At 72.7% G+C, this 26894-nt stretch carries 23 protein-coding genes; 14 read left to right on the top strand and 9 right to left on the bottom strand.

Annotated elements, in window-relative coordinates:
* Positions 1–3: 3 nt before the first annotated feature.
* The 3 genes from thrC (at position 4) to paaN (ending at position 4318) form a co-directional block, all read left to right on the top strand.
* On the top strand, positions 4–1290 hold the full coding sequence (gene thrC / locus HUT12_RS29875; protein WP_176095368.1) for a threonine synthase: 1287 nt from the start codon (positions 4–6) through the stop codon (positions 1288–1290).
* A 282-nt stretch (positions 1291–1572) separates the two neighbouring features.
* Positions 1573–2592 (top strand): GNAT family N-acetyltransferase, encoded by a 1020-nt coding sequence (locus HUT12_RS29870; RefSeq protein WP_176095367.1) that lies wholly within the window; start codon positions 1573–1575, stop codon positions 2590–2592.
* Positions 2593–2644: 52 nt separating this feature from the next.
* Complete coding sequence (gene paaN, locus HUT12_RS29865) at positions 2645–4318, top strand: phenylacetic acid degradation protein PaaN (RefSeq protein WP_176095366.1); 1674 nt, start codon at positions 2645–2647, stop codon at positions 4316–4318.
* A gap of 592 nt (positions 4319–4910) precedes the next feature.
* Here paaN and HUT12_RS29860 read toward each other — a convergent pair.
* Positions 4911–5441 (bottom strand): GNAT family N-acetyltransferase, encoded by a 531-nt coding sequence (locus HUT12_RS29860; protein WP_131053054.1) that lies wholly within the window; start codon positions 5439–5441, stop codon positions 4911–4913.
* A 211-nt stretch (positions 5442–5652) separates the two neighbouring features.
* On the opposite strand from HUT12_RS29860, the gene HUT12_RS29855 reads away from it, so the two are divergent.
* The 3 genes from HUT12_RS29855 to groL all read left to right on the top strand — a co-directional run bounded on the left by HUT12_RS29855 (position 5653) and on the right by groL (position 8957).
* On the top strand, positions 5653–5853 hold the full coding sequence (locus tag HUT12_RS29855; protein ID WP_131053053.1) for a cold-shock protein: 201 nt from the start codon (positions 5653–5655) through the stop codon (positions 5851–5853).
* Positions 5854–6236: 383 nt separating this feature from the next.
* Complete coding sequence (locus HUT12_RS29850) at positions 6237–7061, top strand: hypothetical protein (RefSeq protein WP_176095365.1); 825 nt, start codon at positions 6237–6239, stop codon at positions 7059–7061.
* A 273-nt stretch (positions 7062–7334) separates the two neighbouring features.
* A complete protein-coding gene (gene groL, locus HUT12_RS29845) occupies positions 7335–8957 on the top strand; it encodes a chaperonin GroEL (RefSeq protein WP_131053051.1) in 1623 nt (540 codons plus the stop codon).
* Positions 8958–9010: 53 nt separating this feature from the next.
* Here groL and HUT12_RS29840 read toward each other — a convergent pair whose 3' ends face one another.
* The 3 genes from HUT12_RS29840 to HUT12_RS29830 all read right to left on the bottom strand — a co-directional run bounded on the left by HUT12_RS29840 (position 9011) and on the right by HUT12_RS29830 (position 12907).
* Positions 9011–9253: a hypothetical protein gene (locus HUT12_RS29840; RefSeq protein ID WP_236145715.1), complete on the bottom strand. Its 243-nt coding sequence runs from the start codon at positions 9251–9253 to the stop codon at positions 9011–9013.
* 69 nt (positions 9254–9322) lie between these two features.
* Entirely contained in the window at positions 9323–10264 is a 942-nt protein-coding gene (locus tag HUT12_RS29835; RefSeq protein WP_176095364.1) for a GNAT family N-acetyltransferase, read from the bottom strand.
* A gap of 51 nt (positions 10265–10315) precedes the next feature.
* The gene (locus HUT12_RS29830; protein ID WP_176095363.1) at positions 10316–12907 is read right to left on the bottom strand and encodes a S8 family serine peptidase; all 2592 of its coding nucleotides are present in this window, start codon (positions 12905–12907) and stop codon (positions 10316–10318) included.
* A 50-nt stretch (positions 12908–12957) separates the two neighbouring features.
* Between HUT12_RS29830 and HUT12_RS29825 the strand changes: the two genes are divergently transcribed.
* Together HUT12_RS29825 and HUT12_RS29820 are read left to right on the top strand one after the other, a co-directional pair.
* A complete protein-coding gene (locus HUT12_RS29825) occupies positions 12958–14817 on the top strand; it encodes a glycerol-3-phosphate dehydrogenase/oxidase (RefSeq protein ID WP_176095362.1) in 1860 nt (619 codons plus the stop codon).
* An 83-nt stretch (positions 14818–14900) separates the two neighbouring features.
* Positions 14901–15428, top strand: a complete 528-nt coding sequence (locus HUT12_RS29820; RefSeq protein ID WP_131054855.1) for a hypothetical protein — start codon at positions 14901–14903, stop codon at positions 15426–15428.
* Between the two features lie 40 nt (positions 15429–15468).
* Here HUT12_RS29820 and HUT12_RS29815 read toward each other — a convergent pair whose 3' ends face one another.
* On the bottom strand, positions 15469–16863 hold the full coding sequence (locus HUT12_RS29815; RefSeq protein WP_176095361.1) for an FAD-binding oxidoreductase: 1395 nt from the start codon (positions 16861–16863) through the stop codon (positions 15469–15471).
* Positions 16864–16886: 23 nt separating this feature from the next.
* On the opposite strand from HUT12_RS29815, the gene HUT12_RS29810 reads away from it, so the two are divergent.
* Complete coding sequence (locus HUT12_RS29810) at positions 16887–17276, top strand: DUF4031 domain-containing protein (protein ID WP_368660296.1); 390 nt, start codon at positions 16887–16889, stop codon at positions 17274–17276.
* On the opposite strand, the gene HUT12_RS29805 is transcribed toward HUT12_RS29810, so the two are convergent.
* Positions 17166–17837 carry a metal-dependent phosphohydrolase gene (locus tag HUT12_RS29805; RefSeq protein WP_176095360.1) on the bottom strand — a complete coding sequence of 224 codons (672 nt, stop codon included), beginning with the start codon at positions 17835–17837 and terminating at the stop codon, positions 17166–17168. The genes HUT12_RS29810 and HUT12_RS29805 overlap by 111 nt on opposite strands.
* Positions 17838–18073: 236 nt before the next feature.
* On the opposite strand from HUT12_RS29805, the gene HUT12_RS29800 reads away from it, so the two are divergent.
* Positions 18074–19288, top strand: a complete 1215-nt coding sequence (locus HUT12_RS29800; protein WP_254877090.1) for an aromatic acid exporter family protein — start codon at positions 18074–18076, stop codon at positions 19286–19288.
* An 18-nt stretch (positions 19289–19306) separates the two neighbouring features.
* Entirely contained in the window at positions 19307–20806 is a 1500-nt protein-coding gene (locus HUT12_RS29795) for a PrsW family intramembrane metalloprotease (RefSeq protein ID WP_176095359.1), read from the top strand.
* 16 nt (positions 20807–20822) lie between these two features.
* Here the strand turns inward: HUT12_RS29795 and HUT12_RS29790 are convergent, their stop codons facing one another.
* Both HUT12_RS29790 and HUT12_RS29785 read right to left on the bottom strand, forming a co-directional pair.
* Entirely contained in the window at positions 20823–20990 is a 168-nt protein-coding gene (locus tag HUT12_RS29790; protein WP_162854396.1) for a hypothetical protein, read from the bottom strand.
* 161 nt (positions 20991–21151) lie between these two features.
* A complete protein-coding gene (locus HUT12_RS29785; RefSeq protein WP_131057469.1) occupies positions 21152–21490 on the bottom strand; it encodes a co-chaperone GroES in 339 nt (112 codons plus the stop codon).
* A gap of 170 nt (positions 21491–21660) precedes the next feature.
* On the opposite strand from HUT12_RS29785, the gene HUT12_RS29780 reads away from it, so the two are divergent.
* Entirely contained in the window at positions 21661–22959 is a 1299-nt protein-coding gene (locus HUT12_RS29780; RefSeq protein ID WP_236146039.1) for an AI-2E family transporter, read from the top strand.
* Positions 22960–22993: 34 nt separating this feature from the next.
* On the opposite strand, the gene HUT12_RS29775 is transcribed toward HUT12_RS29780, so the two are convergent.
* A complete protein-coding gene (locus HUT12_RS29775) occupies positions 22994–25222 on the bottom strand; it encodes an ATP-dependent DNA helicase (protein WP_176095358.1) in 2229 nt (742 codons plus the stop codon).
* Positions 25223–25289: 67 nt separating this feature from the next.
* Between HUT12_RS29775 and HUT12_RS29770 the strand changes: the two genes are divergently transcribed.
* Together HUT12_RS29770 and HUT12_RS29765 are read left to right on the top strand one after the other, a co-directional pair.
* On the top strand, positions 25290–25796 hold the full coding sequence (locus tag HUT12_RS29770; protein ID WP_131052739.1) for a DUF402 domain-containing protein: 507 nt from the start codon (positions 25290–25292) through the stop codon (positions 25794–25796).
* Positions 25797–25854: 58 nt separating this feature from the next.
* Positions 25855–26787, top strand: coding sequence for a PPK2 family polyphosphate kinase (locus HUT12_RS29765; protein WP_176095357.1), 933 nt, complete (start codon positions 25855–25857; stop codon positions 26785–26787).
* Positions 26788–26894: the final 107 nt, after the last annotated feature.

Raw genomic sequence — 26894 nt, 5'->3', positions numbered from 1 at the left:
GACATGACGTCGACGCTCGCCCCTACCGGGATCGACACCACCGCCAGCCCCGCCCGCGCCCTGGTCTGCCGCGCCTGTTCCGCCCGCTACCCGTTGGCCGCGCAGCACGCCTGTTACGAGTGTTTCGGCCCGCTGGAGGTCGACTACGACCCGGCGGCCCTCGCCACCGTGACCCGTGAGCAGATCGAGGCGGGCCCGCAGAACATCTGGCGCTACGCGGCGCTGCTCCCCGCCGGCCAGGACCCGGCCACCCGGGTCACCCTGGACCCCGGTTTCACGCCGCTGGTCGCCGCCGACCAGCTCGCCGCCGAGCTGGGCATCACCGGCCCGCTCTGGATCAAGGACGACAGCGCCAACCCCACCCACTCGTTCAAGGACCGGGTCGTCTCGGTCGCGCTGACCGCCGCCCGGGCGCTCGGCTTCGCCCGGTTCGCCTGCGCCTCCACCGGCAACCTGGCCAACTCCGTCGCCGCCCACGCGGCCCGCGCCGGCACCCCGTCGGTGGTGTTCATCCCCAGCGACCTGGAGCAGGGCAAGGTCGTGACCACCGCCGTCTACGGCGGCGAGCTGGTCGCCATCGACGGTTCGTACGACGACGTGAACCGGCTCTGCGGCGAGCTGGTGGAGACCGACGAGTTCGAGGACACCGCCTTCGTCAACGTCAACGTCCGGCCGTACTACGCGGAGGGCTCCAAGACGCTCGGCTACGAGGTCGCCGAGCAGCTCGGCTGGCGGATCCCGGCCCAGGTGGTCATCCCGATGGCCTCCGGTGAGCTGCTCACCAAGGTCGACAAGGCGTTCAGCGAACTGGTCGAGATCGGCCTGGTCGAGGTGCCGGCCGGCGGGTGGAAGGTCTTCGGCGCCCAGTCGGCCGGATGCAACCCGATCGCCACCGCCCTGCACGGCGGCGGTGACACCATCACCCCGGTCAAGCCGACCGGGATCGCCAAGTCGCTCAACATCGGCGACCCGGCGGCCGGTCTGTACGCCCTGGAGGCGGTACGCCGGACCGGCGGCTGGATGGACTACGCCGACGACGACGAGATCCGTGCCGCCGTGCGGCTGCTGGCGCGTACCACCGGGGTCTTCGCCGAGACGGCGGGCGGGGTGACCGTCGCGGTGCTGCGCAAGCTGGTCGAGTCCGGAAAGCTGGACCCGACCGCGGAGACGGTGGTCTACAACACCGGTGAGGGGCTCAAGACGCTCGACGCGGTCGCGGGCGAGGTCGGGCCGACCCACCGGATCAAGCCGTCGCTGCGGGCCGCCCGCGACGCCGGCCTGCTCGGCTGAGACACACCGCGAGCCCGTCGCCCGAGTGGCATGTTGCACGCCGACCGATCCGCCGGGTAACGGGCTTTTAGCGGTGAGTGCGGAAAACACGCCGTCGAGTACTTGACGGCAGGAACCGGGCGGCGCAAGATGCTTCGTGCGGGAGGGCGTTTCGCCGTAGACTTTCAGTCTTTACGACCCAGCGCCGGAGGCGTTGTGCGATCGTCCCTCCCGACCAAGCTTTCCGAAGGGGCCGGCGAATAATCGCTGGCCCCTTCGTCGGTCGTCCCGCAGGCTGCGGAGATGGCCATCACCATCACCTCCTTCGGTCCCGACGACGAGTCGGCCATCGAACAGGCGTACCGGATCGGTGCCGACTACACCGCGACCGACCTGCCGGACTACCCCCCGTTCAGTCGGCAGCGGTTCACCTCGCTGTTCCACCAGCCGATGCCGGGCACCGAGACCCTCGCCCTGCTGGCCCACGTCGACGGCACCCCGGCCGGCTACCTGCTGCTCGACCTGCCGCAACTCGACAACACCGAGAACGCCTCCGGCGAGTTGGTCGTGCACCCGGACCATCGCAGCCGGGGGGTCGGTCGGGCGCTGTTCGAGCGCGGCCTGCGCGTACTGCGCGAGCGCGGGCGGAAACGGGTCAGTGCGTTGAGCCGGGCGCACCTGCGCGACGATCCCGACCACCCCGCCCCGGCCGCCCGGTTCGCCGCCACCGTCGGCGCGGTCGACGCCCTGGCCGACGTACGACGGCGACTGCACGTCGCCGAACTGGACCAGGCCGCCCTGGACGCGCTGCTGGCCGACGCACGATCCCGGGCCACCGGCTACGAGGTGCTGTTCTGGCGCGGGGGTACGCCGGACGATCTGATCGCCGACGTCGCGTACCTGGACGGGCGGCTGCTGGCCGACGCGCCCATGGGTGACCTGGCATGGGAGCCCGAGCAGGTCGACGCGGAGCGGGTACGCGGCACCGAGCGGGCGCTCGAAGCGCGCGGCAAGCGGCGCTACCACGCGGGCGTACGGCATCAGGAGTCCGGTCGGCTGGTCGCCTGGACCCTGCTCGACATGTCACCGACCGCCGACTGGCACGCCTTCCAACAGATCACCATCGTCGACCCGGAGCACCGGGGCCGCCGCCTCGGCCTGCTCACGAAGATCGAGAACCTTCGTCACCTGCTCGCCCACGAACCCGCGATCCAGGTGATCGACACCTTCAACGCTGACAGCAACGATCACATGATCACGATCAACGAGCAGCTCGGTTTCCGGGTGATGGATCGCTGGAGCAACTGGCAACTCGACGTCTGAGCTGTGACACGCCCCTACTGATCGCGGGGCTTCCTGTTGCATGATGGCGGGCATGACGGAGACCCCGCACCCCCTGTACGACAGGCACGCCGAGACCCTCGACCGCGCGCTGACCGCGATCACGGAGCGCGGGTACTGGTCCGCCTACCCGGAATCACCCAGCCCCCGGGTGTACGGCGAGACCGCAGCCGCCGACGGCAAGGCCGCATTCGAGGCGTACCTGGGTGGAGGCTTCCCGCTCGACCAGCCGGGCGACGGCGACCAGGTCGCCACCGAGACCAGCCCCTTCGGCGTCCCGCTGGACGTCCGCTACCCGCACGCCACCGCCGAACAGCTCGTCGCCGCCGCGTCCACGGCGCTGCCCGCGTGGCGGGACGCCGGTCCGCAGGCGCGGGTCGGGGTCTGCCTGGAGATCCTCGACCGGCTGCACAAGAACGTCTTCGAACTGGCCAACGCGGTGCAGTTCACCAGCGGGCAGGCATTCGTGATGGCCTTCCAGGCCGGCGGCGCGCACGCGCTCGACCGGGCGCTGGAGGCCGTCGCCTACGCGTACGCGGAGATGACCCGCCACCCGGGGACCGCCGCCTGGGAGAAGGCCGCCGGTAAGGGCGACCCGCTGCGGATGACCAAGACGTTCCATGTGGTGCCGCGAGGAGTCGCCCTGGTCATCGGCTGCAACACGTTCCCGACCTGGAACTCCTACCCGGGCTTGTTCGCGTCGCTGGTCACCGGCAACCCGGTGGTCGTCAAGCCGCACCCGCGCGCCGTACTCCCGCTGGCCGTGACGGTGCGCTACGCCCGGCAGGTGCTCGCCGAGGCCGGTTTCGACCCGAACCTGGTCCTGCTCGCCCCGGAGGCGCCCGGCGAGAAGCTGGCCTCGACCCTGGCCCTGCACCCGGCCGTCAAGATCGTGGACTTCACCGGTTCCACCGAGTACGGCGACTGGCTGGAGGCCAACGCCCGCCAGGCGGCGGTCTACACCGAGAAGGCCGGACTCAACACGGTGGTGGTCGACTCCACCGACGACTTCGCCGGCATGTGCCGCAACCTCGGGTTCACCCTGACGCTCTACAGCGGCCAGATGTGCACCACCTCGCAGAACATCCTCATTCCCCGCGACGGCATCGACACCGACCAGGGACACAAGAGCTTCGACGAGGTGGCCGCCGGGATCGCCGCCGCCGTCGGCAAGCTCACCGCCGACCCGGCGCGTGGGGTCGAGCTGACCGGCGCCATCGTCAACGACGGCGTCCTGGACCGCCTCGACGAGGTCACCAAGGTCGGTACGCCGGTGCTGGAGTCGCGTACCGTCACGCACCCGTCGTTCCCGGACGCGGTGGTCCGTACGCCCACCGTCGTCAAGCTGGACGCCGGCGACACCGCGACCTACTCGCGGGAGTGGTTCGGACCCATCTCCTTCGCCATCGCCACCGACTCCACCACGCACAGCCTGGACATCCTCCGGGCGACCGTGGGGGAGAAGGGCGCGCTCACGGCAGCCGTCTACTCCACCGACGAGGCGGTGCTGGACGCCGCCGAGAACGCCGCGATCGAGGTCGGAGTGCACCTGTCCGGCAACCTCACCGGAGGCGTCTTCGTGAACCAGTCGGCGGCGTTCTCCGACTTCCACGGCAGCGGGGCGAACGCGGCGGCCAACTCGGCCCTCACCGACGGGGCGTACGTCGCCAACCGTTTCCGCATCGTGCAGAGTCGGCGGCACGCCTAGGTCTGCTGCTCACGGTGGGGGGGGTCGGGTCTTCTCACGGTGGGGGTTCCGGGGCAGCCTGACCCGCTCCGGGCGGTCAGGCTTGATCCCTGCGCGGGTCAGGCTGCCCCGGAACCCTGCTGGGTCACCGTTGGAGCATGAGCTGAGTTGAGCTGAGTTGAGCTTGGGCGGTGCGGTGCGGTGCGGTGCGGTGCGGAGGCGGACGGTGGGCGGCGGTACTGCGCCTTGCCGCCTTTGCTCTGCTTCACTCCACGCAATACTTTCGGGAGAACGCACCGGTTCTGGTCAATTGTCATAGCTTTGCCAGTGCGGCATTTGCCAGGAGGAACGAATCGCCCTGTTCGTTGCGTGGGTTGAAGCAGAGCAAAGGCGGCGCGGGAGACCTGGCACCCGCCGCATCCGCCGGACACCCTGGCCAGCCCGCGACCGTCGCTACCGAGCAGGGCGAGGGGAGTGGGTCGGTCCGATCCGAGGGCAGGCCCACCCGATCAGCCGGACCACGTCGGGTTTCCGGGCAGCCCACCCTGCGGCGGGATCAAGCCTGACCGCCCGGAGCAGGGTGGGCTGCCCGGAAATCCCCACCCCGCCCCCACTACGCCCGGCGGCGCATCTGGAGTTCGCGGAGGGCGGGGACGGTCGGGTGCGGCACCCGTACGCCGGTGTCGGCGAAGCCGATCCGCTGGTAGGCGCGGTAGGCACGGTCGTTGCCCACCACGACTTCGAGCATCAGCTCCTGCCGCCCGCACTCCCGTGACCAGGCGCCGACCGCGTCGATCAGGGATGCGAGCAGGCCCGTGCCGCGCCACGTCGGGGTGACGTAGACCGCGTAGACCACGGTGACCGCGAGTTCCGTGGGATGGGCGACGCCACCTGCGTGCCCGACCAGTCGGCCACCGGGGTCCGCCACGAACTGGGCGGTGTGGGTGCCGGCCGAGACCTGGGCGACGCGGGCAGCGTACTCGGCGTGCGGGCGGGCGGCGGCCTCCGCGATCGTCTCCAGGAAGGCCAGCGGGGCGTCGGCGAGCATCTCCAGACGGAGGGCCCGCATCCGGGCGGCGTCCGCCGGCTCGACCCGACGGACGTCCGCCCGCAGGGTGCTGGTCTCGTCGATGGCGCTGGTCATGTCGGCATGCTTACCACAATGACGTACGGCGATGCCGTCAGTCGGAATATGCCCGATTTGTGGTCGTGCGCGGTCGTCACGCCTCGTGTACCGTGCGATTTCGGTCACCGTTTTTCGGGGTCGTCGCGGATCGCTGAAACCGGTGGTCTCCGGGTGTTCGGCGTGCCGGTGCCCGGAGTTGTGGTACGCCGCGCAGAGTGAGGACAACACCGTGGCACAGGGCACCGTGAAGTGGTTCAACGCCGAGAAGGGTTACGGCTTCATCGCCGTCGACGGCGGGCAGGACGTCTTCGTTCACTTCTCCGCGATCGAGATGGACGGCTACAAGGCGCTGGACGACGGCCAGCGGGTGGAGTTCGAGATCGGCCAGGGCCAGAAGGGCCCGCAGGCCGAGCGGGTACGCGCCATCTGAGTCACCCGCCGCGTCCACCTCGCCGGCTGATCCTCGGGTGGGGTTATGGGATCGTGGCCGGTGCAGGGCAGCGGCGCCGGGGCCGACCAGGGAAGATCATGGGCCGATCCAGCCATCGCTGAGGAGCGTCCATGTCCGACCAGCCGCCCCCGGCGGGTCCGTCCTCGTCCCCCGACGAGCCGGCCCGGCCTTCGCCGGCGAACGAGCCGACCCCGCCGGCGAACGAGCCCGATCGGGGTGACGGGCGGCCACCGGTCGACCCGACCGCCCCCTATCCAAGCCAGCCCTATCCAAGCCAGCCCTACCCGGGCCAGCCATATCCGACGTCGCCCTACGGTGGGTACCCGCAACCGGGGTACGGCCTCGACCCGGCCAGCCCGTTGGTGAATCCGCCCGGTGCCGGTGTAGGTGGTTGGTACGCGCGCTGTGTCGGCGCGCTCCGCCGGGGCTGGTCGCTCCTGCTGCCGATCGTCCTGCTGACCCAGGTGCTGCCGGCGGTGGTGCTGGCGGTGCTCGCGCTGGTGATCGACCCCACCGCGCGCTGGGAGGAGCAGCTCGCCGACGACAGCAGCGCGTTGCCCTCCGGATTCTGGGCCGACAGCCTCGTGTGGGTGGGCAGCCTCTTCGGGGCGGGTCTGATCGCGAGCCTGGTGCAGTGTGTGGGCTGGGCGGCCGGGACCTGGGTGATCGCCCGGCAGGCGGCCGGTGCGCCGGTCGACCTGGGCGCGGCCATGCGCTACGGGGTCCGGCGGGCGCTCGGGCTCTGGGGGTGGACCCTGCTGTTCGGCATGATCGTGCTGTTCGGCCTCTGCCTCTGCTTCCTGCCCGGCATCTACGCGGTGTTCGCGCTGGCCATGGTCGGCCCGGTCTACCTGTTCGAGCGGGACAACCCGATCGGCCGCTCGCACCAGATGCTGCGGCAGCGCCTGGGCCTGCTGCTCGGCCGGTTGGCGCTGGTGATCGGCGCGGTGATCGCCGTGTCGTTGGTCGCGGCTGCGATCGAGCAGGTGGGCCTGCTGCTGATCGGCACCGGCCCGATGGAGACCCGGACTGTGACGGCGGGCACGGTCGTGGTGACGGTGCTGGCGGCGCTGCTCACCCTGCCGGGCCAGCTTGCCCAGTTGGTCGGGCTGGTCGTCACGTACGCCGAGCAGCGGGGACACGAGGGGCCGGTGAACGACGCCCAACTGGCCCATGAACTCGGCTGATCACGGCGGTCGTGCTTGCACTCGGCAGGGCAGAGTGCTAAACAAGTCATTGGCACTCGCATGGCGTGAGTGCCAGTTGGTCGGGACGGTGGGGCCACCGTCGCACCCGGGGGATCACCTCGGGCGGGGCAGTGGCCGGTCGTCGCGGGCTATCCGGCCCGGCCGAGGAGACGTCGCCGTCGCCAGGTGGCGACGTCCCAAGGTGCGTACACCAGACGGCCCGTCCGGGGCACACCCCGGCTGGTCCGTGAGTGTCCAGGAGGACAACGCCGTATGGCCAAGATGATCGCGTTCGACGAAGAGGCTCGCCGCGGCCTCGAGCGGGGCATGAACCAGCTCGCCGACGCCGTGAAGGTGACCCTCGGCCCCAAGGGCCGCAACGTCGTGCTCGAGAAGAAGTGGGGTGCCCCCACCATCACCAACGATGGTGTGAGCATCGCCAAGGAGATCGAGCTCGAGGACCCGTACGAGAAGATCGGCGCCGAGCTGGTCAAGGAGGTCGCCAAGAAGACCGACGACGTCGCCGGTGACGGCACGACGACGGCGACCGTCCTGGCCCAGGCTCTCGTTCGCGAGGGTCTGCGCAACGTGGCTGCCGGCGCCAACCCGATGGCCCTGAAGCGTGGCATCGAGTCCGCCGTGGCCAGCGTCTCGGAGGAGCTGCTGAAGCTCGCCAAGGACGTCGAGACCAAGGAGCAGATCGCCTCCACCGCCTCCATCTCCGCCGGTGACAACACCGTCGGTGAGATCATCGCCGAGGCGATGGACAAGGTGGGCAAGGAAGGCGTCATCACCGTCGAGGAGAGCAACACCTTCGGGCTGGAGCTGGAGCTCACCGAGGGTATGCGCTTCGACAAGGGCTACATCTCGGCCTACTTCATGACCGACCCGGAGCGTATGGAGGCCGTCTTCGACGACCCGTACATCCTGATCGCCAACAGCAAGATCTCGTCGGTCAAGGACCTGCTCCCGATCCTGGAGAAGGTCATGCAGGGCGGCAAGCCGCTGCTGATCATCGCCGAGGACCTGGAGGGCGAGGCCCTGGCCACCCTGGTGGTCAACAAGGTCCGGGGCACCTTCAAGTCGGTCGCCGTCAAGGCGCCGGGCTTCGGTGACCGCCGCAAGGCCATGCTGACCGACATCGCCATCCTCACCGGTGGTCAGGTCATCAGCGAGGAGGTCGGCCTCAAGCTGGACGCCGCCGGTCTCGACATGCTGGGCCGCGCCCGCAAGGTCGTGGTGACCAAGGACGAGACCACCATCGTCGACGGTGCCGGTGACGCCGAGCAGATCCAGGGCCGGGTGAACCAGATCCGGGCCGAGATCGACAAGAGCGACTCCGACTACGACCGGGAGAAGCTGCAGGAGCGCCTGGCCAAGCTGGCCGGCGGTGTTGCGGTGATCAAGGTCGGCGCGGCCACCGAGGTCGAGCTCAAGGAGCGCAAGCACCGCATCGAGGACGCCGTCCGCAACGCCAAGGCCGCCGTCGAGGAGGGCATCGTCCCGGGTGGTGGTGTCGCGCTGGTGCAGGCCGGCAAGACCGCCTTCGACAAGCTGGACCTGGCCGGCGACGAGGCGACCGGCGCGCAGATCGTCAAGATCGCGCTGGACGCCCCGCTGCGGCAGATCGCCGTCAACGCCGGCCTGGAGGGTGGCGTCGTCGTCGAGCGCGTCCGCAACCTCGACGCCGGTCACGGCCTGAACGCCGCGTCGGGTGAGTACGTGGACCTGCTGGCCGCGGGCATCATCGACCCGGCCAAGGTGACCCGCTCGGCGCTGCAGAACGCCGCGTCGATCGCCGCGCTGTTCCTCACCACCGAGGCCGTCGTGGCGGACAAGCCGGAGAAGACCCCGGCTGCCCCGGCTGGTCCGGGTGGCGGGGACATGGACTTCTGAGTCCAGCTCCACACGCCGGAAAGGGCGGGCCGCGTCAGCGGTCCGCCCTTTTCCTATGTCGGTAGCGGCCGCTCGTCGCGCCGCTGCTGCGCCCGGTCGTACGGTGGGCGGTGCGGTGCCGGTTCGTCGACCAGGATGAGCGGCTCCTCGGGTGGTTCGGCTGCCCCGGTCATCTCCGCCAACTGCTCGGCGTCGCCGTAGTCCAGCCGGTCGATCGGCAGTTGGGCCGGGAGTTCGGGAACCGCGACCAAGGGCACCGCCAGGGTGTCCCGGGTCTGCTCGTCATCCGTGGTCATGGCTGCCTCCTCTACGCAAAACCGTAGGGGGCGTCGATGACCGGGGAGGGTGAACGGTGGTATCGGCGCCTATGCGCCGGTTGACTCGTTCGGGCTGCCGAGCGCCCTGCGGTACAGGAAGAAGACCCGCTCGATCCGGGCACCCGCGCTGCGCGAGTAGAAGGGCACCGGACCGACCCAGCCGATCTGCGCGAACTCGATGCCGGCCGTCCGCTGGTCCCGCAGGCAGCGCCGCAGCAGGACGCCGCCGATGCCGGACCCCTCGGCAGCGGGGACGGTGCCCATCGGCCCGAACCAGCTCGGCCGGGACGATCCGTACGCGGCGAAGCCGAGCAGCTCGCCGTCGCGCTCGGCCAGATGGCAGCCGGCGTCGGGGCGACCCACCGAACCGGCCAGCTCGCCGTCCCACGCCCCGCCGAAGGTGGTACGGGCGAAGGTGGTGAGCGCCGGCAGGTCGCTCGGCTCGGCCCGGCGTACCGTCACGCCCTGCCCGGCCAGCCGGGCCTCGGCCGCCTCGGTGGCGCGCAGCGCCGGTGACGAGTCGGACGACAGGTCGGCGGTCATGTTCCACGCGGTGCGGTCCTGGCGGTAGCCGAGGGCGAGCGCGAGACAGATCGCCGGGGTGTAGCGGACGTCGATGCCGGGCCAGCCGTAGTACGGCGGGTTGCCGGCGAGCACCATCTCGACCGCGCCCGACTCGGCCAGCGCCCGTTCGGCGTGCCCGAGCAGGGCCCGGGCCACGCCCTGACGGCGTACCCGCGGGTGCACGGCCAGCAGGTCGACGTGCCCCGCCTCGCCGGAGTGCGATCCGATCAGGACCCCGACCAGGTCGTCACCCCGGTACGCGCCGAACACCCGCACCGGCCGGTCGGCGGCGGCCCGGTGCCAGAGCGTCGCCACGAGCGGTTCCGCCTCGGCCGCGTCCTCCGGCAGGTCGAGCGCCCGGCGACAGAGCTCGACCCCCTCGGCGGCCCGCTCGACGGTCAACTCGGCGATGGTGGTCGCGTCCATGGCAGCCGACCCTAGATCACATCGAGTCCGGTGTCAGTCCGTGGTCCGGCGTCAGTCCCGGGCGGCCTCGACGGCGGCGTACGCGTCGACCAGCCCGGCACCGGCCACGTTCGCCGTACCGCCGCAGTTGCCGGAGCCGGTCGGGGCGTCGATCGGGGTGGCCGTCTCGCGCAGGATCCGCCGGGTCCGGTCCAGGTCACCGACGAGGTCCGGGTTGGCCGACCACATCAACGCCACCACGCCGGCCACCTGCGGGGTCGCCATCGACGTACCGGCGAGCGTGGCGTAACCGCCCCCGGGCATCGCGGAGAGGACGTCCGCGCCCGGCGCCACCAGGTCCGGCTTGTTCACGCCCGACGGGGTGGGTCCCCGGGACGAGAAGTCGGTGACCCGCCGCCGCTCGTCCACCGCACCGACCGTCAGCACGTCCGGGTACGGGGCCGGCGGGTCCTGGATGGACCGGCAGTACGGGCCGGTGTTGCCGGCGGCGGCCACCACCAGGATCCCGGCGGCCTCCAGCGCGTCGACGGCCGGCAGCAGCACCCGGGGGTCGCAGCCCTCGATCGGTGGGCAGCCCCACGAGTTGGTGAGGATCTCCGGGGCCCGGGCCGGGCGCCCCTGCGCGAACGGGTCGCCGCCGGGCGGGAAGGGCGCCAGCATGAACTGGAGGCAGTCCAGGTACGCGGCGGGGCTGCCCAGGTTGCGGTCGAGGTTCACGCAGCCCACCCATTGCGCCCCCGGTGCCACACCGATACCACCCCGCCCGACGGCGCTGCCCGCCGTGTGGGTGCCGTGCCCGCTGCGGTCGGTCGGCGTACGGGTGTCGTTCCAGGGGTCGAACCACGAGTCGTCACCGCCCCGGAAACCCGGGGCGAGGGTCGGATGTCCACCGTCCACTCCGGAGTCCGAACTCCCCACCGTCACCCCGGCGCCGGTCACCGCCAGCTCGGACCAGACGCGGTCCGCACCGATCATGGTGATGTTCCAGGGTGGGCCGGTCGGCGCGGACGCGTCGCCGCGCGTCGTACCGTCCGGCACCGGTAGCGGACGCAGCCGCTGGCTGACCAGGACCTTCGCCACCTCGGGTCGGGTCGACAACCAGGCTCGCGTCACCGGCCCGCCGTCCACCTCGATCGCGTTGACCAGGTAGTAGGCGGTGTGGTCCAGCCCTAGCCGGCGCAGGTCCCGGCGCAGGTCGGCCTGGGTCCGCTCGGCGGTGTCGACCAGACGCCGGTAGACCTCCTCGGCGCGGGCGTCCCGACCTGCCTTCCCCGCCCCGGCGGGCAGACCGGTCAGATCGGCCTGCTCGCGCAGCACCACGAACAACCGTTCCCCGTGCAGCCCGGGCTGGCCGGCGACGACGCCACCGACGCCGACCGTCAGCAGCATCACCACGGCGGTCGTCCAGGCGGTGGCCCGGCGTGGCGGGCGCGCCGAGGGCCGGGCCAGCACCACCGCGTACGCGGCCGACAGCAGCAGCGCGACGAGGAGCCCGGCGCCGGTGGTGACGGCCACCCAGAACGGGATGTCCCGGCTGCCCGACAGGAGCAGGGTGACCTCCTCCGGGTCGGTGAAGGCCAGCGGACCGAACACGCCCAGCCCGACCAGCCAGGCGGTGGGGAGGCGACCGTGCCGCCGGTCGGTACGCCGGGCCAGGGCCCGCAGCGCGGCCAGCGCGAAGGCGGCCGGTGGCAGGGTCAGCAGCAGCGGCAACTGGGCACCCGACTGACCGGTACCGGCGCCGACCAGCAGCAGCACCACGCCGGCGACCAGCCCGCCGAGCAGCACCAGCCGGGCCGGTCGGGGTGGCTCGCCGACCTCGTGGTGGCCCCAGAAGCGGGCGTCCAGCAGTTCGGCGGCCAGCGCGCCCACGGCGGCGGCGGCCAGCCCGGCCAGCACCGTCTCCAGCAGCCCGCCGAGCGCGCCGAACCGGACCCAGGGCATCAGCAGGACCAGCCCGCCCGCGATGCCGAGCAGGGTCACCGGGGTCGGCCGGGAAGCCGGGGGAGCGGCCGGGTCGGGTCCGGCCGTGCCCGGCGGATCACCCACCGGCTCGGCCCGATCGCCGCCCGGCGCGGGGACGGGCTGCTCGCCGGACGACTCCGGCCCCGCCCCGGTCGGACCTGGCCCCGCCCCGGTCGGACCCGGCGGTGTCGTGGGCCAACCCGGCGGTGTGGTGTGCCACCCGGGCGGCGGGAGGGGACCGGGACGGGCCGGGCGGGGAGCGGGGGCCAGACGGGGGGAGAGCCGGTGGGCGAGCAGCGCCAGCAGCGCGGCGGTCACGGCCAGCGCGGCCAGGTACGCCTCGTGGTGCACCGGGGGAATCGTCCGCAGCAGCCCGAGCACGCCCATCGCGAGCGCCCCGACCAGCCAGCCCCGGCCGGCGGCGCGGATCGTCGTCGAGCGGGGGACCAGGGCCAGCGGCAGCGTGGCGGCACCGATCAGGAGCACGGTGAACAGTGCGGCCAGCGGCCAGAGCGGCACGAACCGGTCCAGCCCGCTGAGCAGCAGCACCTGGTCGACCAGCCAGCCACCGGCCTGTGTCAGCAGGGCGATGGTGACTGTCGCCCCGCCGACCAGCACCGCCGCGACAACGGCCCAGGGGCTCCCGGCGTCACCGGACGTCAAGTGATCGTCACGCATCCGCACACCCTACGGTCCGGCCTCCACCGGTCGTCCCCGGCGGCCGTGGCATGCCACCAGGTGATCGCTGCGGCTACCGTGGACGGGTGCGCGATCCCCACGTCTTGCGATCCGTTGCCGGCCAGCTCTCGCCCGCCCGCCGGGCCGACGACCTGCGTCGGCTACGGGCCGAGCGCTTCGACGTTCTGGTCATCGGCGGTGGTGTGACCGGTGCCGGTGCCGCCGTCGACGCGGCCTCCCGGGGGCTGAAGGTGGCCCTGGTCGAGGCCCGCGACTTCGCGGCCGGCACGTCCAGCCGGTCCAGCAAACTGATCCACGGCGGCCTGCGCTACCTGGAGCAGTTGGAGTTCCACCTGGTGCACGAGGCGCTCACCGAGCGAGGTCTGCTGGCCACCCGGCTGGCGCCGCACCTGGTGCGTCCGGTGCCGATCCTGGTGCCGCTTCCCGCCGGGCAGGGCGTACGCGATCTTCCGGCCCGGGTGCTGCGGCGGGCCTATTACGGCGCCGGGGTGGCCGCGTACGACGCCTTCGCGGGTCTCTTCGGCGGTGGCCGGGGCATGCCGTTGCACCGGCACCTCAGTCGCGAGGGCGCCCGCCGGGTCTTCCCGAGCCTGCGGACCGAGGGACTGGCCGGCGCGATCCGCTACTACGACGGCCAGGTGGACGACGCCCGCCTGGTGGTGACGCTGGCCCGGACCGCGGCGAGCCTGGGCGCGACGGTGGTGAGCAGCACCCGGGCGGTCGGGTTGATCCGGCAGGCCCGGGAGGTGACCGGGGTGCGGGTCCGTGACCTGGAGTCGCCCGCCGGGTCCCCGGAGGGCGAGTTCGAGGTACGCGCCCGCACCGTGATCGCCGCCACCGGCGTGTGGACCGACGACATGTCACGGATGCTCGACGACGTCGGGTTGCGGCGTGGCATCCGGGTCCGGGCGTCCAAGGGGGTGCACCTGGTGGTGCCCCGCTCGGCGATCACCGGTGAGACCGGGCTGATCCTGCGTACCGCCCGGAGCGTGTTGTTCGTGATCCCGTGGGGCGGGCACTGGATCATCGGCACCACGGACACCGACTGGCAGTTGGACCGCTCGCATCCGGCGGCCTCCGCCAGCGACATCGACTATCTGCTACAACAGGTGAACACCGTGCTGGACCGGCCGCTCACCACGGCCGACATCGAGGGCGTCTACGCCGGGCTGCGCCCGTTGTTGGCCGGCGAGGCCGACTCCACCTCGAAGCTGTCCCGGGAGCACGCCGTCATCGAGCCGATGCTCGGGTTGTTGCTGGTGGCCGGCGGCAAGTACACGACGTACCGGGTGATGGCCTCGGACGTGGTCGACCGGGCCGCGCACCGGCTCGGGGCACAACGTCCCTCGCGCACCGCCGACCTGCCGTTGCTCGGCGCGGACGGGTACGCGTCGATGTGGCGGGACCGGGCCGACCTGGCCCGCCGGCACGGGGTGCCGGTCGGTGTGGTCGAGCACCTGCTGGAGCGTTACGGCAGCCTGGCCATGGACCTGCTCGCCCTGATCGACGCCGACCCGTTGCAGGCGTCTCCGCTGGCCGGTGCGCCGGAGTACCTCGCGGCGGAGGTGACCTACGCGGCCCGTGCCGAGGGCGCGCTGCACCTGGAGGACGTGCTCACCCGGCGTACCCGGGTCTCCTTCGAGACCACGCACCGGGGGCTGGAGTCGGCCGGACACGCGGCCGAGTTGATGGGTGCGGTGCTGGGCTGGGACGAGGCACGGCGGGAGCGCGAGGTGACGCACTACCGGGCACGGGTGGAGGCGGAGCGGCAGTCGCAGTTGATGCCGGACGACGCGACGGCGGACGCCGCCCGGCTGGGTGCGCCGGACGTGCGCGGCTATCCGGCGGACCGTGGTGCCGACGACGGGGCGGCGGGGCTGCCACGCTGACCAGGTCCATTCTGGATATCGCTGCCGGTGGATGTCCGTCCGGACGGTTCCGTGCCCTACCTACGGTAGGGTAAGTTCCGCGCGTGATAGCGCAACCCTGGTCACGGCTGCTGTCCCTGCCCGTCACCGCCCTGGTGGTGGTCGCCCTGAGCGGATGCGCCCCGTTCGGCCAGCGCGCCGAACCGGAGACGTCGGTGAGCGGACCGGCCGCCGACCAGCCGGGTGCCGGCGGCGCCGCGACCAGCGGCCAGGGGCGGGTCAGCCTGTTGCAGAACCTCGGCAGCGACGGGCCGCTGCGCACCCTGAACGTGACCCCCGACGGCCGCTGGGAGTGCATCGACTGTGCCGGCGACGGCGTCACCTCGACCGGCACACTCAACGAGGAACTCCGCGAGCGGTTGCAGCAGTTGCTCGCCGATCCGAGGCTGGCCCGGGAGACCGACGAGGCCCGGGGTTACCGGGTCACCTGCGTCGGCGCGTTGACGTCCAGCCTGCTCACCTCGGCGGGCCTGATCACCTCGCAGGACTGCCCCGGCGAGGAACGACCCGAGGTGGCCGAGGAGATCCTGCTGCTGCTCACCCAGAACACCCCGGCCGAGATGGTCGGCTGAGGCGGCCCGTCAGAAGCACCCCGCCCCCGGACGGCCCGGATCAGAGCACCTTGCCGGGGTTGAGCAGCCCGGCCGGGTCGAGTGCGTCCTTGATCGCCTGATGCACCCGGACGCCCACCGGCCCGATCTCGCGGGCCAGCCACTCCCGCTTGAGCAGCCCGACGCCGTGCTCGCCGGTGCAGGTGCCGCCGAGTGCCAGGCCGAGTCGCATGATCTCGTCGAAGGCCCGGCGGCCCCGCTCCAGACTGGCCGGATCGGCCCGGTCGACCACGATGTTGGGGTGCATGTTTCCGTCACCGGCGTGACCGACCACACCGATCGGCACCCGGCACTCGGCGGCGATCCGGGCGACCCCGTCGAGCAGCGCGGCCAACGCCGCCCGGGGCACCGCCACGTCGTCGATGATCAGCCCACCGTTGCCGTCCGGATACGTGTCCGAGGCGTACTTCTCCATCGCCGGGTGCGCCAGGCGTCGGGCCTGGAGGAGGGCGGCGGCCTCCACCGCGTCGGTGGCCGCGTACACCTCGGCGGCACCGGCCGCCGTGCAGACGGCGGCCAGCTCGGCCAGGTCCTCGGCGGCGCGGGGACCGGTGTCGGCGGCGGCCAGCAGCAGCGCCTCGGCGTCGGTGCGCAACCCCATCGGCCGGTACGCCTCGATCGCCACCAGGTGGGTGCGGTCGAGCAGTTCGAGCAGGCTGGGGGAGAGGCCACGGGCGGCGATCCGGGCCACCGCGTCGCCCGCCTCGGCGGTGGAGCCGAAGACCGCCACCATCGTCAACGACTCCGCCGGAGCGGGCCGCAGCGCCACGGTCACCTCGGTGACCACCCCGAGGGTGCCCTCGGAGCCGACGAAGAGCCGGGTGAGGTCGTACCCGGCGACCCCCTTGGCGGTACGCCGGCCGGTGCGCAGCACCTCACCGGAGGCGAGCACCACCTCCAGGCCGAGCACGTACTCGGTGGTGACGCCGTACTTGACGCAGCACATCCCGCCCGCGTTGGTGGCGACGTTGCCGCCGATCGTGGACGACTCCCAGGAACCCGGGTCCGGCGGATACCACAGGCCCTGCTCGGCCACGGCGGCGCTGAGCGCCGCGTTGACCACGCCGGGCTGGACCGCCGCGATCCGACTCACCGGGTCGATCTCCAGGATGGTGTCCATCGCCACCGTGCTCAACACCACCGCGCCCGCGACGGCGTTCGCCGCGCCGGCCAGACCGGTCCGCGCGCCCTGCGGCACCACGGGTACGCCGTGCCGCCCGGCCGCCCGGACCACGGCGGCCACCTCCTCGGTGCTGCGCGGCCGGACGACCGCCAGTGGGGTGCCGGACGCGCACAGGTCGGCCTCGTCCCGCTCGTGCCCGCGCAGCAGGTCCGGGTCGGTGAGGACCGCGTCCGGGCCGAGCGCGGCGCGGAGGTCGTCGAGGAGGCTGGCCATGGGGCCGAGGCTACGACCGGCCGATGGTGATCATCAACCTCGGGTCGCCGCCGGGTACCGTGGCTGCCGTGATCTACGTGGACCGGCCGGCCTGGCCGGCACGGGGTCGACTCTGGTCCCACCTGATCAGTGACGTCTCCGTCGCCGAGCTGCACGCCTTCGCCGAGGCGCTCGGTGCGCCCCGGCGCGGCTTCGACCGGGACCACTACGACATCCCGGCGGAACGCTTCGCGATGGCGGTCTGGCTCGGCGCGCAGGTGGTGCCGAGCCGCGAGATCGCCCGGCTCCTGCGGGCCACCGGCCTACGTCGCCCCAAACACCTCGCCGCCCGGTTCCCGGCCGGTGAGGGCGGCCAGCTCGCGGGTCAGGTTGGCCCGGGCCCGCGCCTGTCCGGCGTCGGCCAGCGGAGCTGACCGGAACAGCGTGGGCAGGGCGATCAGCCCGGAGAGCACCCGGGCCCGACCGACCCGGTAGTCCGGCTCCGGCACGTGGGCGTACTCCCGCCGGATCGCCGCCGCGTACCTGTCGTACTCCGGCTCGGGTGCGGCCAGCACCGCCAGGTCGGCGTCGCAGAGCAGTACGCCGTCGGCGTCCGCCGGGTCCACCGCGTGCCCGGCGGTGAGCAGGACCAACCGGCCGACCTCGGCCACCTCGGCGGCGGGCAGCCCGACCCGGGTGAGCAGGACCTCCGCGAGCGCCGCGCTGTCACGTTCGTTGCGGTCGCCGGGCGCCCGGGGGTCGTACACCGCGTCGTGGCACCAGGCGGCGAGCCGGACCAGATCGGGCTGGTGCGCGGCGGGTGCGTACCGGTCGACGACGTCGAGCACGGCGGTCAGGTGGGCGAGGGTGTGGTAGTGGCGGTGCGGCTCCTGCCACCGGGCGACCAGCTCGGCCCCGGCGTCGTCCACCGCCGTCGGCCGGGTCGCGCCCGCCGAGAGGGCGGCAGCGCGCCACCGGTGCGTCAACCCCGTCACCCGGACGAGTCTGCCGCACCGGCCGGGAGTCCGCGTCGCGGCGGTTCCGGATCCGTGCCGGCCCGGCCCGAACCGCCTCCGGCGGGCGTCGCGTCCGGCAGTGTTCCGGGACGGGCGGACCGTCACCCGACGGGAGGATGCACCCGGTCGGCGAGGAATGTCCCGACGTGCGGCGGGTAGTCGCGGCCATGGCGGTGGCCCGGGACCGACGATTCACCCTGCTACGCGGCAACCGCATGCGGGACGGCCTGTCGGACGTGGACACCCAGCGGATCGCGGAGACGGTGGCGCAACTGCACCACCGGGGCAAGGCCACCCTCAAGGACCGCCTGCACCGGGTCCGGATGTCGCTCGCCCTGGCCCTCCAGGCGGGTCTCGCGGCCGGGCTGGCCTGGGTGGCCGCGCACGAACTGCTGGGCAACCCGCAGCCGGTCTTCGCCCCGATCTCGGCGGTCGGCACCCTCGCCGTCTCGGTGGGCCAGCGGTTCCGCCGGACCGCCGAGCTGATCATCGGGGTGGGTGTCGGGGTGTTCGTCGGCGACCTGCTGGTCTATTTCCTGGGCACCGGTCCGTGGCAGCTCGCGTTGATCGTCACCTCGGCGATCCTGCTCACCATCTTCGCCGGTGGCAGCGTCGCCATCGTCATCCAGGCGGCGGCCACCGCGGTGCTGATCGCGACGCTCAGCCCCTCCGTCGAGGACCTGGAGATCCCCCGGTTCATCGACGCGCTCGTCGGCGGCAGCATCGCGTTGCTGGTCACCGCCGTCCTGCTGCCGCTCAACCCGCTACGGGTGCTCAACCGCGCCGCCCGGCCGGCCCTGGACCTGCTCGCCGAGCAACTCGACAACGCCGCCGGCGGCCTGCGCGACCGGGACCGCGACCGGATCCAGGAGGCGCTGGACCGGCTGCGGAACAACAAGGAGGAACTGTCCGCACTCAGCGAGGCGATCGAGGGGGCGAAGGAGACCGCCCTGCTCTCCCCGGCACGCTGGCACCGGCGCAGCGAACTGACCCACTACGCGGAGGCGGCCGAGCCGATCGACCGGGCGATGCGCAACAGCGGCACGCTGATCCGGCGGGCCGTCACCCTCGTCGAGGACGACGAACCGGTCCCGGGGCCGATGCCGGACGCGATCGCACACCTCGCCGAGTCGGTCCGTCTGCTCAAGAAGGAGTTCGCCCAGGGCGAGGAGCCCGAGCAGGCCCGGGAACGGTCGCTGCGCGCGGTCAGCGAGGCCGGCCGGGCGTACGCCGAGGGGGTCGGGTTCTCCGGCAGCGTGGTGGTGGCCCAGGTGCGTACCACCGCCAGCGACCTGATGGTGGCGTCGGGGATCAGCCAGGAGGAGGCGAACCGGCTGGTCCGGCAGTCCTTCGGTGAGCTGGACCGGCCGGGTGCGCCGTCCGGCCCGGAACCGGCCGCCAAGGCGCCCACCGCACCCCCGGTCGGCTGAGCCGGGGGCGGGGTGCCGATGCGCCGGGCCGGGTGGGCTCGGCATGACTACGCTGACCGCATGGCCGACACCCCGTCCGGCGGATACCTGCCGCCGTCGCCTCCCGTGCCCGGCGCGCCACCCGGTGGCCCCGGTACGCCCGGCATGCCGCGTCGCCGGTTCCGCTGGCGGCGGGCGCTGGTGCTGGCCGGGGTGATCCTGGTGATCGCGGCCAGCGCGATCTTCATCATCTTCACGCTCGGTGCCAGTCTCGGCGGGGAGGCGTTGCTGGTCGGTACGGCCGCCGCGATCCTGCCGGTCCCGGTGCTGGTGGCCTGCTTCCTCTGGCTCGACCGGTACGAGCCGGAGCCGTTGAAATACCTCGTCTTCTGCTTCGCGTGGGGTGCCTTCGTCTCCACCTCGATCTCGTTGCTGGTGAACGAGACGGCCGCCAACTGGTTCGACGACCAGGGACTGCCCGCCGGTCTGACCGCGGTGCTGGTCGCGCCGTTCATCGAGGAGCTGACCAAGACCCTCGGCCCGATCCTGCTGCTGATCTTCCGGCGGCGGGAGTGGTCGGGCATCACCGACGGGCTGGTCTACTGCGGACTCTCCGCGATCGGCTTCGCGATGGTGGAGAACATCCTCTACCTCGGCGGCCTCGGGTACGCCTCCGGCGTCGAGCAGTACGGCCCGGCGACCGGTGCGCAGCAGGTCATCGCCATCTTCATCGGCCGGATCCTGCTGTTCGGCTTCGCCCACCCACTGTTCACCTCGTTGGCGGGTATCGGGCTCGGTATCGCCGCCCGGGCGGCGGACCGGCGGGTCCGTTTCTTCGCCCCGGTCGCCGGTCTGCTGCTGGCGATGATGCTGCACGGCGCGTGGAACCTGCTGCCGACGCTGGCCGAGGCCACCGGCGAGGTGCTGATCTCGGTGGTCGGCATCGTCGGGGTGATGGTGCCGATCTTCTTCGGCATGGTCGGTTTCGCGGTCTGGCTGAGGGCCTGGGAGGGCCGGCTCACCGAGCGGACCCTGCCCGACTACGTCCGCGCCGGCTGGCTGACCCCGCCGGAGGTGGCGGCGTTGAGCAGCCTCGGGCGGCGGCACGCGGCCCGGGTGTGGGCCCAGCGGGTGGGTGGCGAGGCCGGGCTGCGGGCGATGCGCGGCTACCAGTTCGCGGCGACCCGGTTGGCGCTGTTGCGCGACGGTGTGACGCGGGGCCTGGACCGTCGGCCCGCCGACCGGGAACGGACGGCGCGGGAGGAACGGGAGCTACTGGACTCGATCAGCCTGTACCGGTCGTACTTCGTGGGCCGGGATCCGCAGACCCCGGTGGGAGTCTGGGACGGCGAGCGGTACCACCTGCGCTTCCCGGACGGCTCCCAGCGGGCGGTCGAGGCACCGGACGAGCCGGTGGTGCCCATCCCGGTGGTGCTCACGCCCCCGCCCCCACCGCCGCCCGCCTACCCCGCCGGGTACGGCCCGTACGGCTGGCACGGGCAGCACCCGCCCGCGCACTGGCCGCCGGGCCACCGCTGAGCGGACGGGTGCCCGGTCAGGCCATCAGGCTGGTCAGGAAGTCCCCGAGCCCCTGCGCCATCATCATCAGGGCCGCTCCGATCGACCGGAACATCTGGGCGGCGCCCTCCGGCCGGAAGGCCATGAAATAGATCAGGAACGCGAGGCTGCCCCAGGCCAGCACCTTCTTCACGAATACCGGCATCGTCCCTCCCCAGGGCCGGTGGTGCGGCTGGCTTCCCGCCGGGGAGCGTGGCAAACGACGCGGACGGTGTCAGTGCCGTCCGGGGACGGTCGGGCAGCCCACGAGGGGCGCAGTCGTCGCCGGGTGTCCTGGTGCCTTCGGGTGTCTCGGTGCCGCCGGGGTCACAGATAGAGCCCGGTGGCGTCCTCCTCGACCCGCTCGGCGGCCACCGCGTGCACGTCACGCTCGCGCAGCAGCACGTAGCCGCGCCCGTGCAACTCCACCTCCGAGCGGTCGTCCGGGTCGAAGAGCACCCGGTCGCCGGAGACGATCGAGCGAACGTGCGGCCCGACTCCCACGGCGGTGGCCCAGGCCAGGCGCTTGCCCACGGCTGCGGTCGCGGGGATCACGATGCCGGCGGTGGAACGGCGCTCGCCCTCGCTTCCCTCCACCCGCACCAGCACGCGGTCGTGCAGCAGCCGGATGGGCAGGCCGGAGTCGAGATTCGGGTCCGCTGTCACGCCGCAGACGCTACCGTGTCGCCTCCGGCGCGCCGCCGGTGGTCACCCGGGTTGGGCAGCCGTCCGTGGGGGCAATGTGTGGCGGAAGTTTGCCCTACCGTGGAGCGGTCGGACGTATCCTGTCCGCCCCTGGCGCCCATGCGCGGGCCGAAATCTGCCTGGAGGTGCCCGTGAGCCGGTTCGAGCGGATCCGCAGCCGCGTGCGTCGCGCGTACGAGTCGGGTCGGGATTCGGTGCGTACCGCCCGGAACCGGCCGCCGGACGTCCCGGAGCCCGCCGCTACGGCCTCGCCGTCGCGGCCCGGTCCGGTGGCGTCGCCGACCGCCACCGTGGTCGACGAGGAGTCCCCGGAGCCCGGGCCCGCCTCCACCTCCAGTCGTGACGACGCGGACGTGCCGCACGCGTTACGCATCGCCGCCGGCTGGTCGTGGCGGTTGATCGTGGTCGGTGTCGTGTTCTGGGCGCTGGTGAAGGTCGTCAGCACGATCAGCATCGTGATCATTCCGCTCGCCGTCGCCCTGCTGCTGTCGGCGTTGCTGGCGCCTGCCGTCGGGTGGCTGCTGCGGGCCCGGTTCCCGAGGTCGCTGGCGACGGCGGTGGTGCTGGTCGCCGGCCTGGCCGCGGTGATCGGCACGTTGACCCTGGTGGTCAACGAGTTCATCAAGGGCGTACCGGAGCTGGCCGCGAAGTCGACCCAGGGCCTGCAACAGATCCAGGACTGGCTCAAGACCGGGCCGCTGCACCTCTCCGACAACGACCTCGACCGGTACATAGAGGAGGTCCAGCAGTTCGTCAACAACAACACCGAGCGCTTCACCAGCGGCGCCCTCTCCACCGCCGCGACCCTGGCCGAGGTGCTGACCGGCACGGTCCTGGTGCTCTTCGCGGCGTTCTTCTTCCTCCGCGACGGCACCGTCATCTGGCGGTTCCTGGTCCGGTTGCTGCCGGTGGCGGCACGCTGGAAGGTCGACGACGCCGGCCGGGCCTCCTGGGCGACCCTGGGCGCCTACGTCCGGGCCACGGTGCTGGTCGCGTTCATCGACGCCGTCGGCATCGGCATCTTCCTCGTCATCTTCGACATCCCGTTCGCGTTCCCGCTGGCCGCGCTGGTCTTCCTCGGTGCGTTCATCCCGATCGTCGGCGCCACCCTCTCCGGTGGCGTGGCGGTGCTGGTGGCGCTGGTCGACAGCGGCCCGGTGACCGCGCTGATCATCCTCGGCGTGGTGATCGGCGTACAGCAGGTGGAGGGGCACATCCTCCAGCCGCTGATCATGGGCCGGGCGGTGGCCATCCACCCGCTCGCGGTGATCATCGGGCTGGCCGCCGGCGTGGTGCTCGCCGGGATCACCGGCGCCCTGGTCGCCGTGCCGTTGATCGCGGTGCTCAACACGGCGGTCCGCCGCCTCGCCGCGCGCACCGTGCCGGACACCCCGCCGGACGCGGTGGTCGTCGCCTCCCGCGCCCCCTGACCCGCAGCGCCGGGCCGGGCCCTGCCCGGCCCGGTCAGTCGGCGGCGAGCCGGGTCAGCGCGCCCTGGACCACCTCACGGCGGGTCGTGTACCAGAACGGCGGCAGCGACCGGCGCAGGAACGGCCCGTACCCACGGGCGGTCTCCAGCCGCGAGTCGAGCACCGCCACCACGCCCCGGTCACCGTTGGCCCGGATCAGCCGCCCGACCCCCTGGGCCAGGCGGACCGCCGCGATGGGGACGCTGACGGCGGCGAAGCCGGAGCCGCCCTGGGCGTCCACCGCCGCCGCCCGCGCGGCGGCCAGTGGCTCGTCTGGCCGGGGGAAGGGCAACCGGTCGATCACCACCAGTTGGCACGAGTCGCCGGGCACGTCCACCCCCTGCCACAGCGACATCACTCCGAACAGGCAGCTCGACCGCTCCTCGCGGAACCTGCGCACCAGCAGCGGCAGCGCCTCCTCGCCCTGGAGCAGCACCGGCAGGTCGGTGCGTGCCCGCAGCAACTCCGCCGCCTGCTGCGCGGCCCGCCGGGAGGAGAACAGCCCGAGCGTACGGCCACCGAGCGCGGTGACCAGCGAAAGCAACTCCTCCCCGGCGGCGTCCGGTAGCCCGGAGACACCGGGCCGGGGCAGGTGCGCGGCCACATAGAGGATGCCCTGGCGGGGATAGTCGAAGGGAGATCCGACGTCCAGCGACCGCCAGCCGGAGCCGGAGTCGGTCGCCGCGCCGGACCCGACGGGAGCGCCGCCCGACCCGGTCTCGGTGGGGGCCGCGTCACCCGGTGCCGTCCGGGGTCGACGGGTGGTGTCGGCGAGCGCGGCGGCGGCCGGCGTCGGCGGGGTGGGCGGCGGCGCGTCCAGACCCAGGGCACGGGCCACGGTGTCGAATCGCCCACCCAGGGCCAGGGTCGCCGAGGTGGCCACCACGGTCCGCTCGTCGTAGAGGTGGGTGGCGAGCGTGCCGGCGACCGAGAGGGGCGCGACGACGAGGGCCCGCCGCCCGGTGTTGTCGTTGCGCTCCACCCACGCCACGTCGTGCTCCGCCTCGTCCAGCAGCCGCTGGGCGGTGGTGGAGAGTTCGTCCAGCACGGACTTCGCCTGCTGTTTGCGTACCGGGTCGGGGTCGTCGGCCTTGATGTCGCCGATGCCGTCCAGCGCCGCGCGGGTCGCCGCGTCGAGCAGCGTGCAGGCATTCCGCAGCGGGTCGGGCAGGCCGTCGGTGATCCGTCCGGCCGGTGCCTCGGCCAGCCCGACCGCGAGGGCGTCACCGGACGCGGTCAGCGCCTCGGCGGTTTCCGGCCGCAGCAACGGACGGGCCCGCCGGGCGGAACGGTCGATCAGCTCCGGGGTCAGCTCGGCCTGGGCCGCGGAGGAGACCCGGTCGGCCAGCTCGTGCGCCTCGTCCACCACCAGCAGCTTGTGCGGCGGGACGATGTGCCGTCCGGCGAGCATGTCGACGGCGAGCAGGCTGTGGTTGGTCACCACGATGTCGGCCTCGCGGGCGCGGGCCCGGGACGCCTCCGCGAAGCACTCCGCGCCGTACGGGCAGCGGCTCGCGCCGACACACTCCCGGGCCGGCATGGAGACCAGCCGCCAGGACTGGTCGTCGACGCCGGGGTCGAGTTCGTCCCGGTCACCGGTGTCGGTCTCCATGGCCCAGTCCCGCAGGCGCTGGATCTGCTTGCCGAGCCGACCGGCCTCGCCCAGCCACTTGGCGCCACCGCCGGGGCGCTCGGTGGGGGCGTCGAAGAGGGTGTCCTCCGGCTCGTCCTCGTTGGAGTTCTCCAACCGGGCCAGGCAGAGGTAGTGGTGGCGGCCCTTGAGCACGGCGAAGGTCGGCCGCCGACCGAGCACCGGCTCCACCGCGTCGGCCAGTCGCGGCAGGTCGTGCTCGACCAGTTGGGACTGCAACGCCAGGGTGGCGGTGGAGACCACCACCGGCCCGTCGACGGTCAGGGCGGGCGCCAGGTAGGCCAGGGACTTGCCGGTCCCGGTGCCGGCCTGCACCAGCAGGTGGTCGCCGGAGGCGACGCACTCCTCGATCGCCGTGGCCATCTGCTGCTGCCCGGGGCGGGCGGCCCCGCCGGGCACCGCGCCGACGGCGGCGGCCAGCAGGTCGGCCCCGCCGGGCCGGTCACCTCGGCGGCGGGCCTTGGCGCGGGCGGAGCCGGTGGCGGCGCGGGGCGGAGTCACCGTGGCACGGTACCCGGCGGGGCTGACGCGGGCCGTACCGATCGGCCGTGTTGCGGCGTCACGGTGCGGCACATATCTCCCCGTCGTCCGGTAACTTCCTGACGGCGACGGGTGGGCGAAATCGGTTAGGGTGCGACTCATGCCGAGCGACGTGGTCCGCGTGATCTACCGCAAGTACGACGGCAGCGCCCACCGCGACTACCCGGCCCGCCGACTGACCGAGGACGACCTCGGGGTCTGGCTCGGCGTGTCGGCCGGCACCAGCTCCGTCTACCACGGCCGCCCGTCGGTCGAGCAGATCCCGTTCGTGCTGCTCGTGCCGCATCACGCCTGGTGGACCGGCATGTTCAACCCGCCCCCGCGCACCAGCGAGGTCTACTGCGACATCACCAGCCCGGCCCGCTGGGACGGCGAGGACACGGTGCACCTGATCGACCTGGACCTGGACGTGGTCCGGCGGCGGGAGACCGGCCTGGTCGAGCTGCGCGACGAGGACGAGTTCGCCGAGCACCGGGCCCGCTTCGGCTACCCCGACGACCTGGTTGCGGAGGCCGAGGCGGCGGCACGGTGGCTGCTCGGCGCCCTGGGTGACGGCACCGAGCCGTTCGCCTCCTCGTACCGCAAGTGGTTGGCTCTGGTGGTCTGAGCCCGACCGGCTCCGGCGTCGCCGCGCGCCACCACCGTCGGCGCGCGATGATGCTGCGATGGGCGACGACGGTGGAACTGACGTGGTGGCGCCGATCGGCGGCGCGGTACGCGACCTGCTCCGGGTGCCACCCGGAGCGCCGGTCGACCTCGGGGCGATCGATCCGCGCGCGACGCCCGGGTTGCCCGGCCCGGAGGTGACCGGGCCGGATCGCAAGGGGTGGGCCCGTCGGCAGGTCAGGTACGTCGGTGCCGGACTGGCCCGCCAGCAGGAGATGCTGTTCGCGGGTGCGAAGGCCGACCCGGGGTCGGGGCGGCGGGTGCTGCTGGTCCTCCAGGCGATGGACTGCGGTGGCAAGGACGGCACGGTCAAGCGGGTGGTCGGCGCGATGAACCCGCTCGGCGTGCACATCCGGGCGTTCGGGCCGCCGACCGCCGAGGAACTCCGACACCATTTCCTGTGGCGAATCCGACAGGCGCTGCCGCCGGCGGGGTACCTGGGGGTGTTCAACCGCTCGCACTACGAGGACATCCTGGTGCCCCGGGTGCAGGAACGCGCACCGGAGAACGTCTGGCGCCCCCGGTACGCCGAGATCGACGACTTCGAGCGGGAGCTGACCGACGACGGGGTGGCGATCGTCAAGGTCTTCCTGCACATCTCCCACACCGAGCAGGCGCGTCGGCTGCTGGCCCGGCTGGACGATCCGACGAAGCACTGGAAGTACCACCCCTCCGACATCGACGCCCGCGCCCGCTGGGACGACTACCAGTCCGCGTACGCGGAGCTGCTGGGCCGCGCCGGCAGCGACGCCGCGCCCTGGTACGCGGTGCCGGCGGACCGGAAGTGGTACCGGGACTGGGCGGTGGCGCACCTGCTGCGTGAGACGTTCGACACCCTCCCGCTGGGGTATCCGCCCGCGGACTTCGACATCGCGGGGGAACGGGAGCGATTGCTGAGGACAACGGGTCTGCTGAAGGTGAACGGAAGTTGAACGAGCGGTGAATGGCACCTGGCCAGGGGTGGGCCGCCGAAGGTCCGCTCGGGGGGTTCCCTAGCATTCCCTCAGCAGGGCGCCGGACGGCGGCTGCACCCCTACCA

Origin of the sequence: Verrucosispora sp. NA02020 (genome assembly GCF_013364215.1) — a bacterium.
Classification (GTDB): domain Bacteria; phylum Actinomycetota; class Actinomycetes; order Mycobacteriales; family Micromonosporaceae; genus Micromonospora.
Note: the sequence above shows the minus strand (reverse complement) of the source record. Positions and strands in the feature narration are given on the sequence as shown.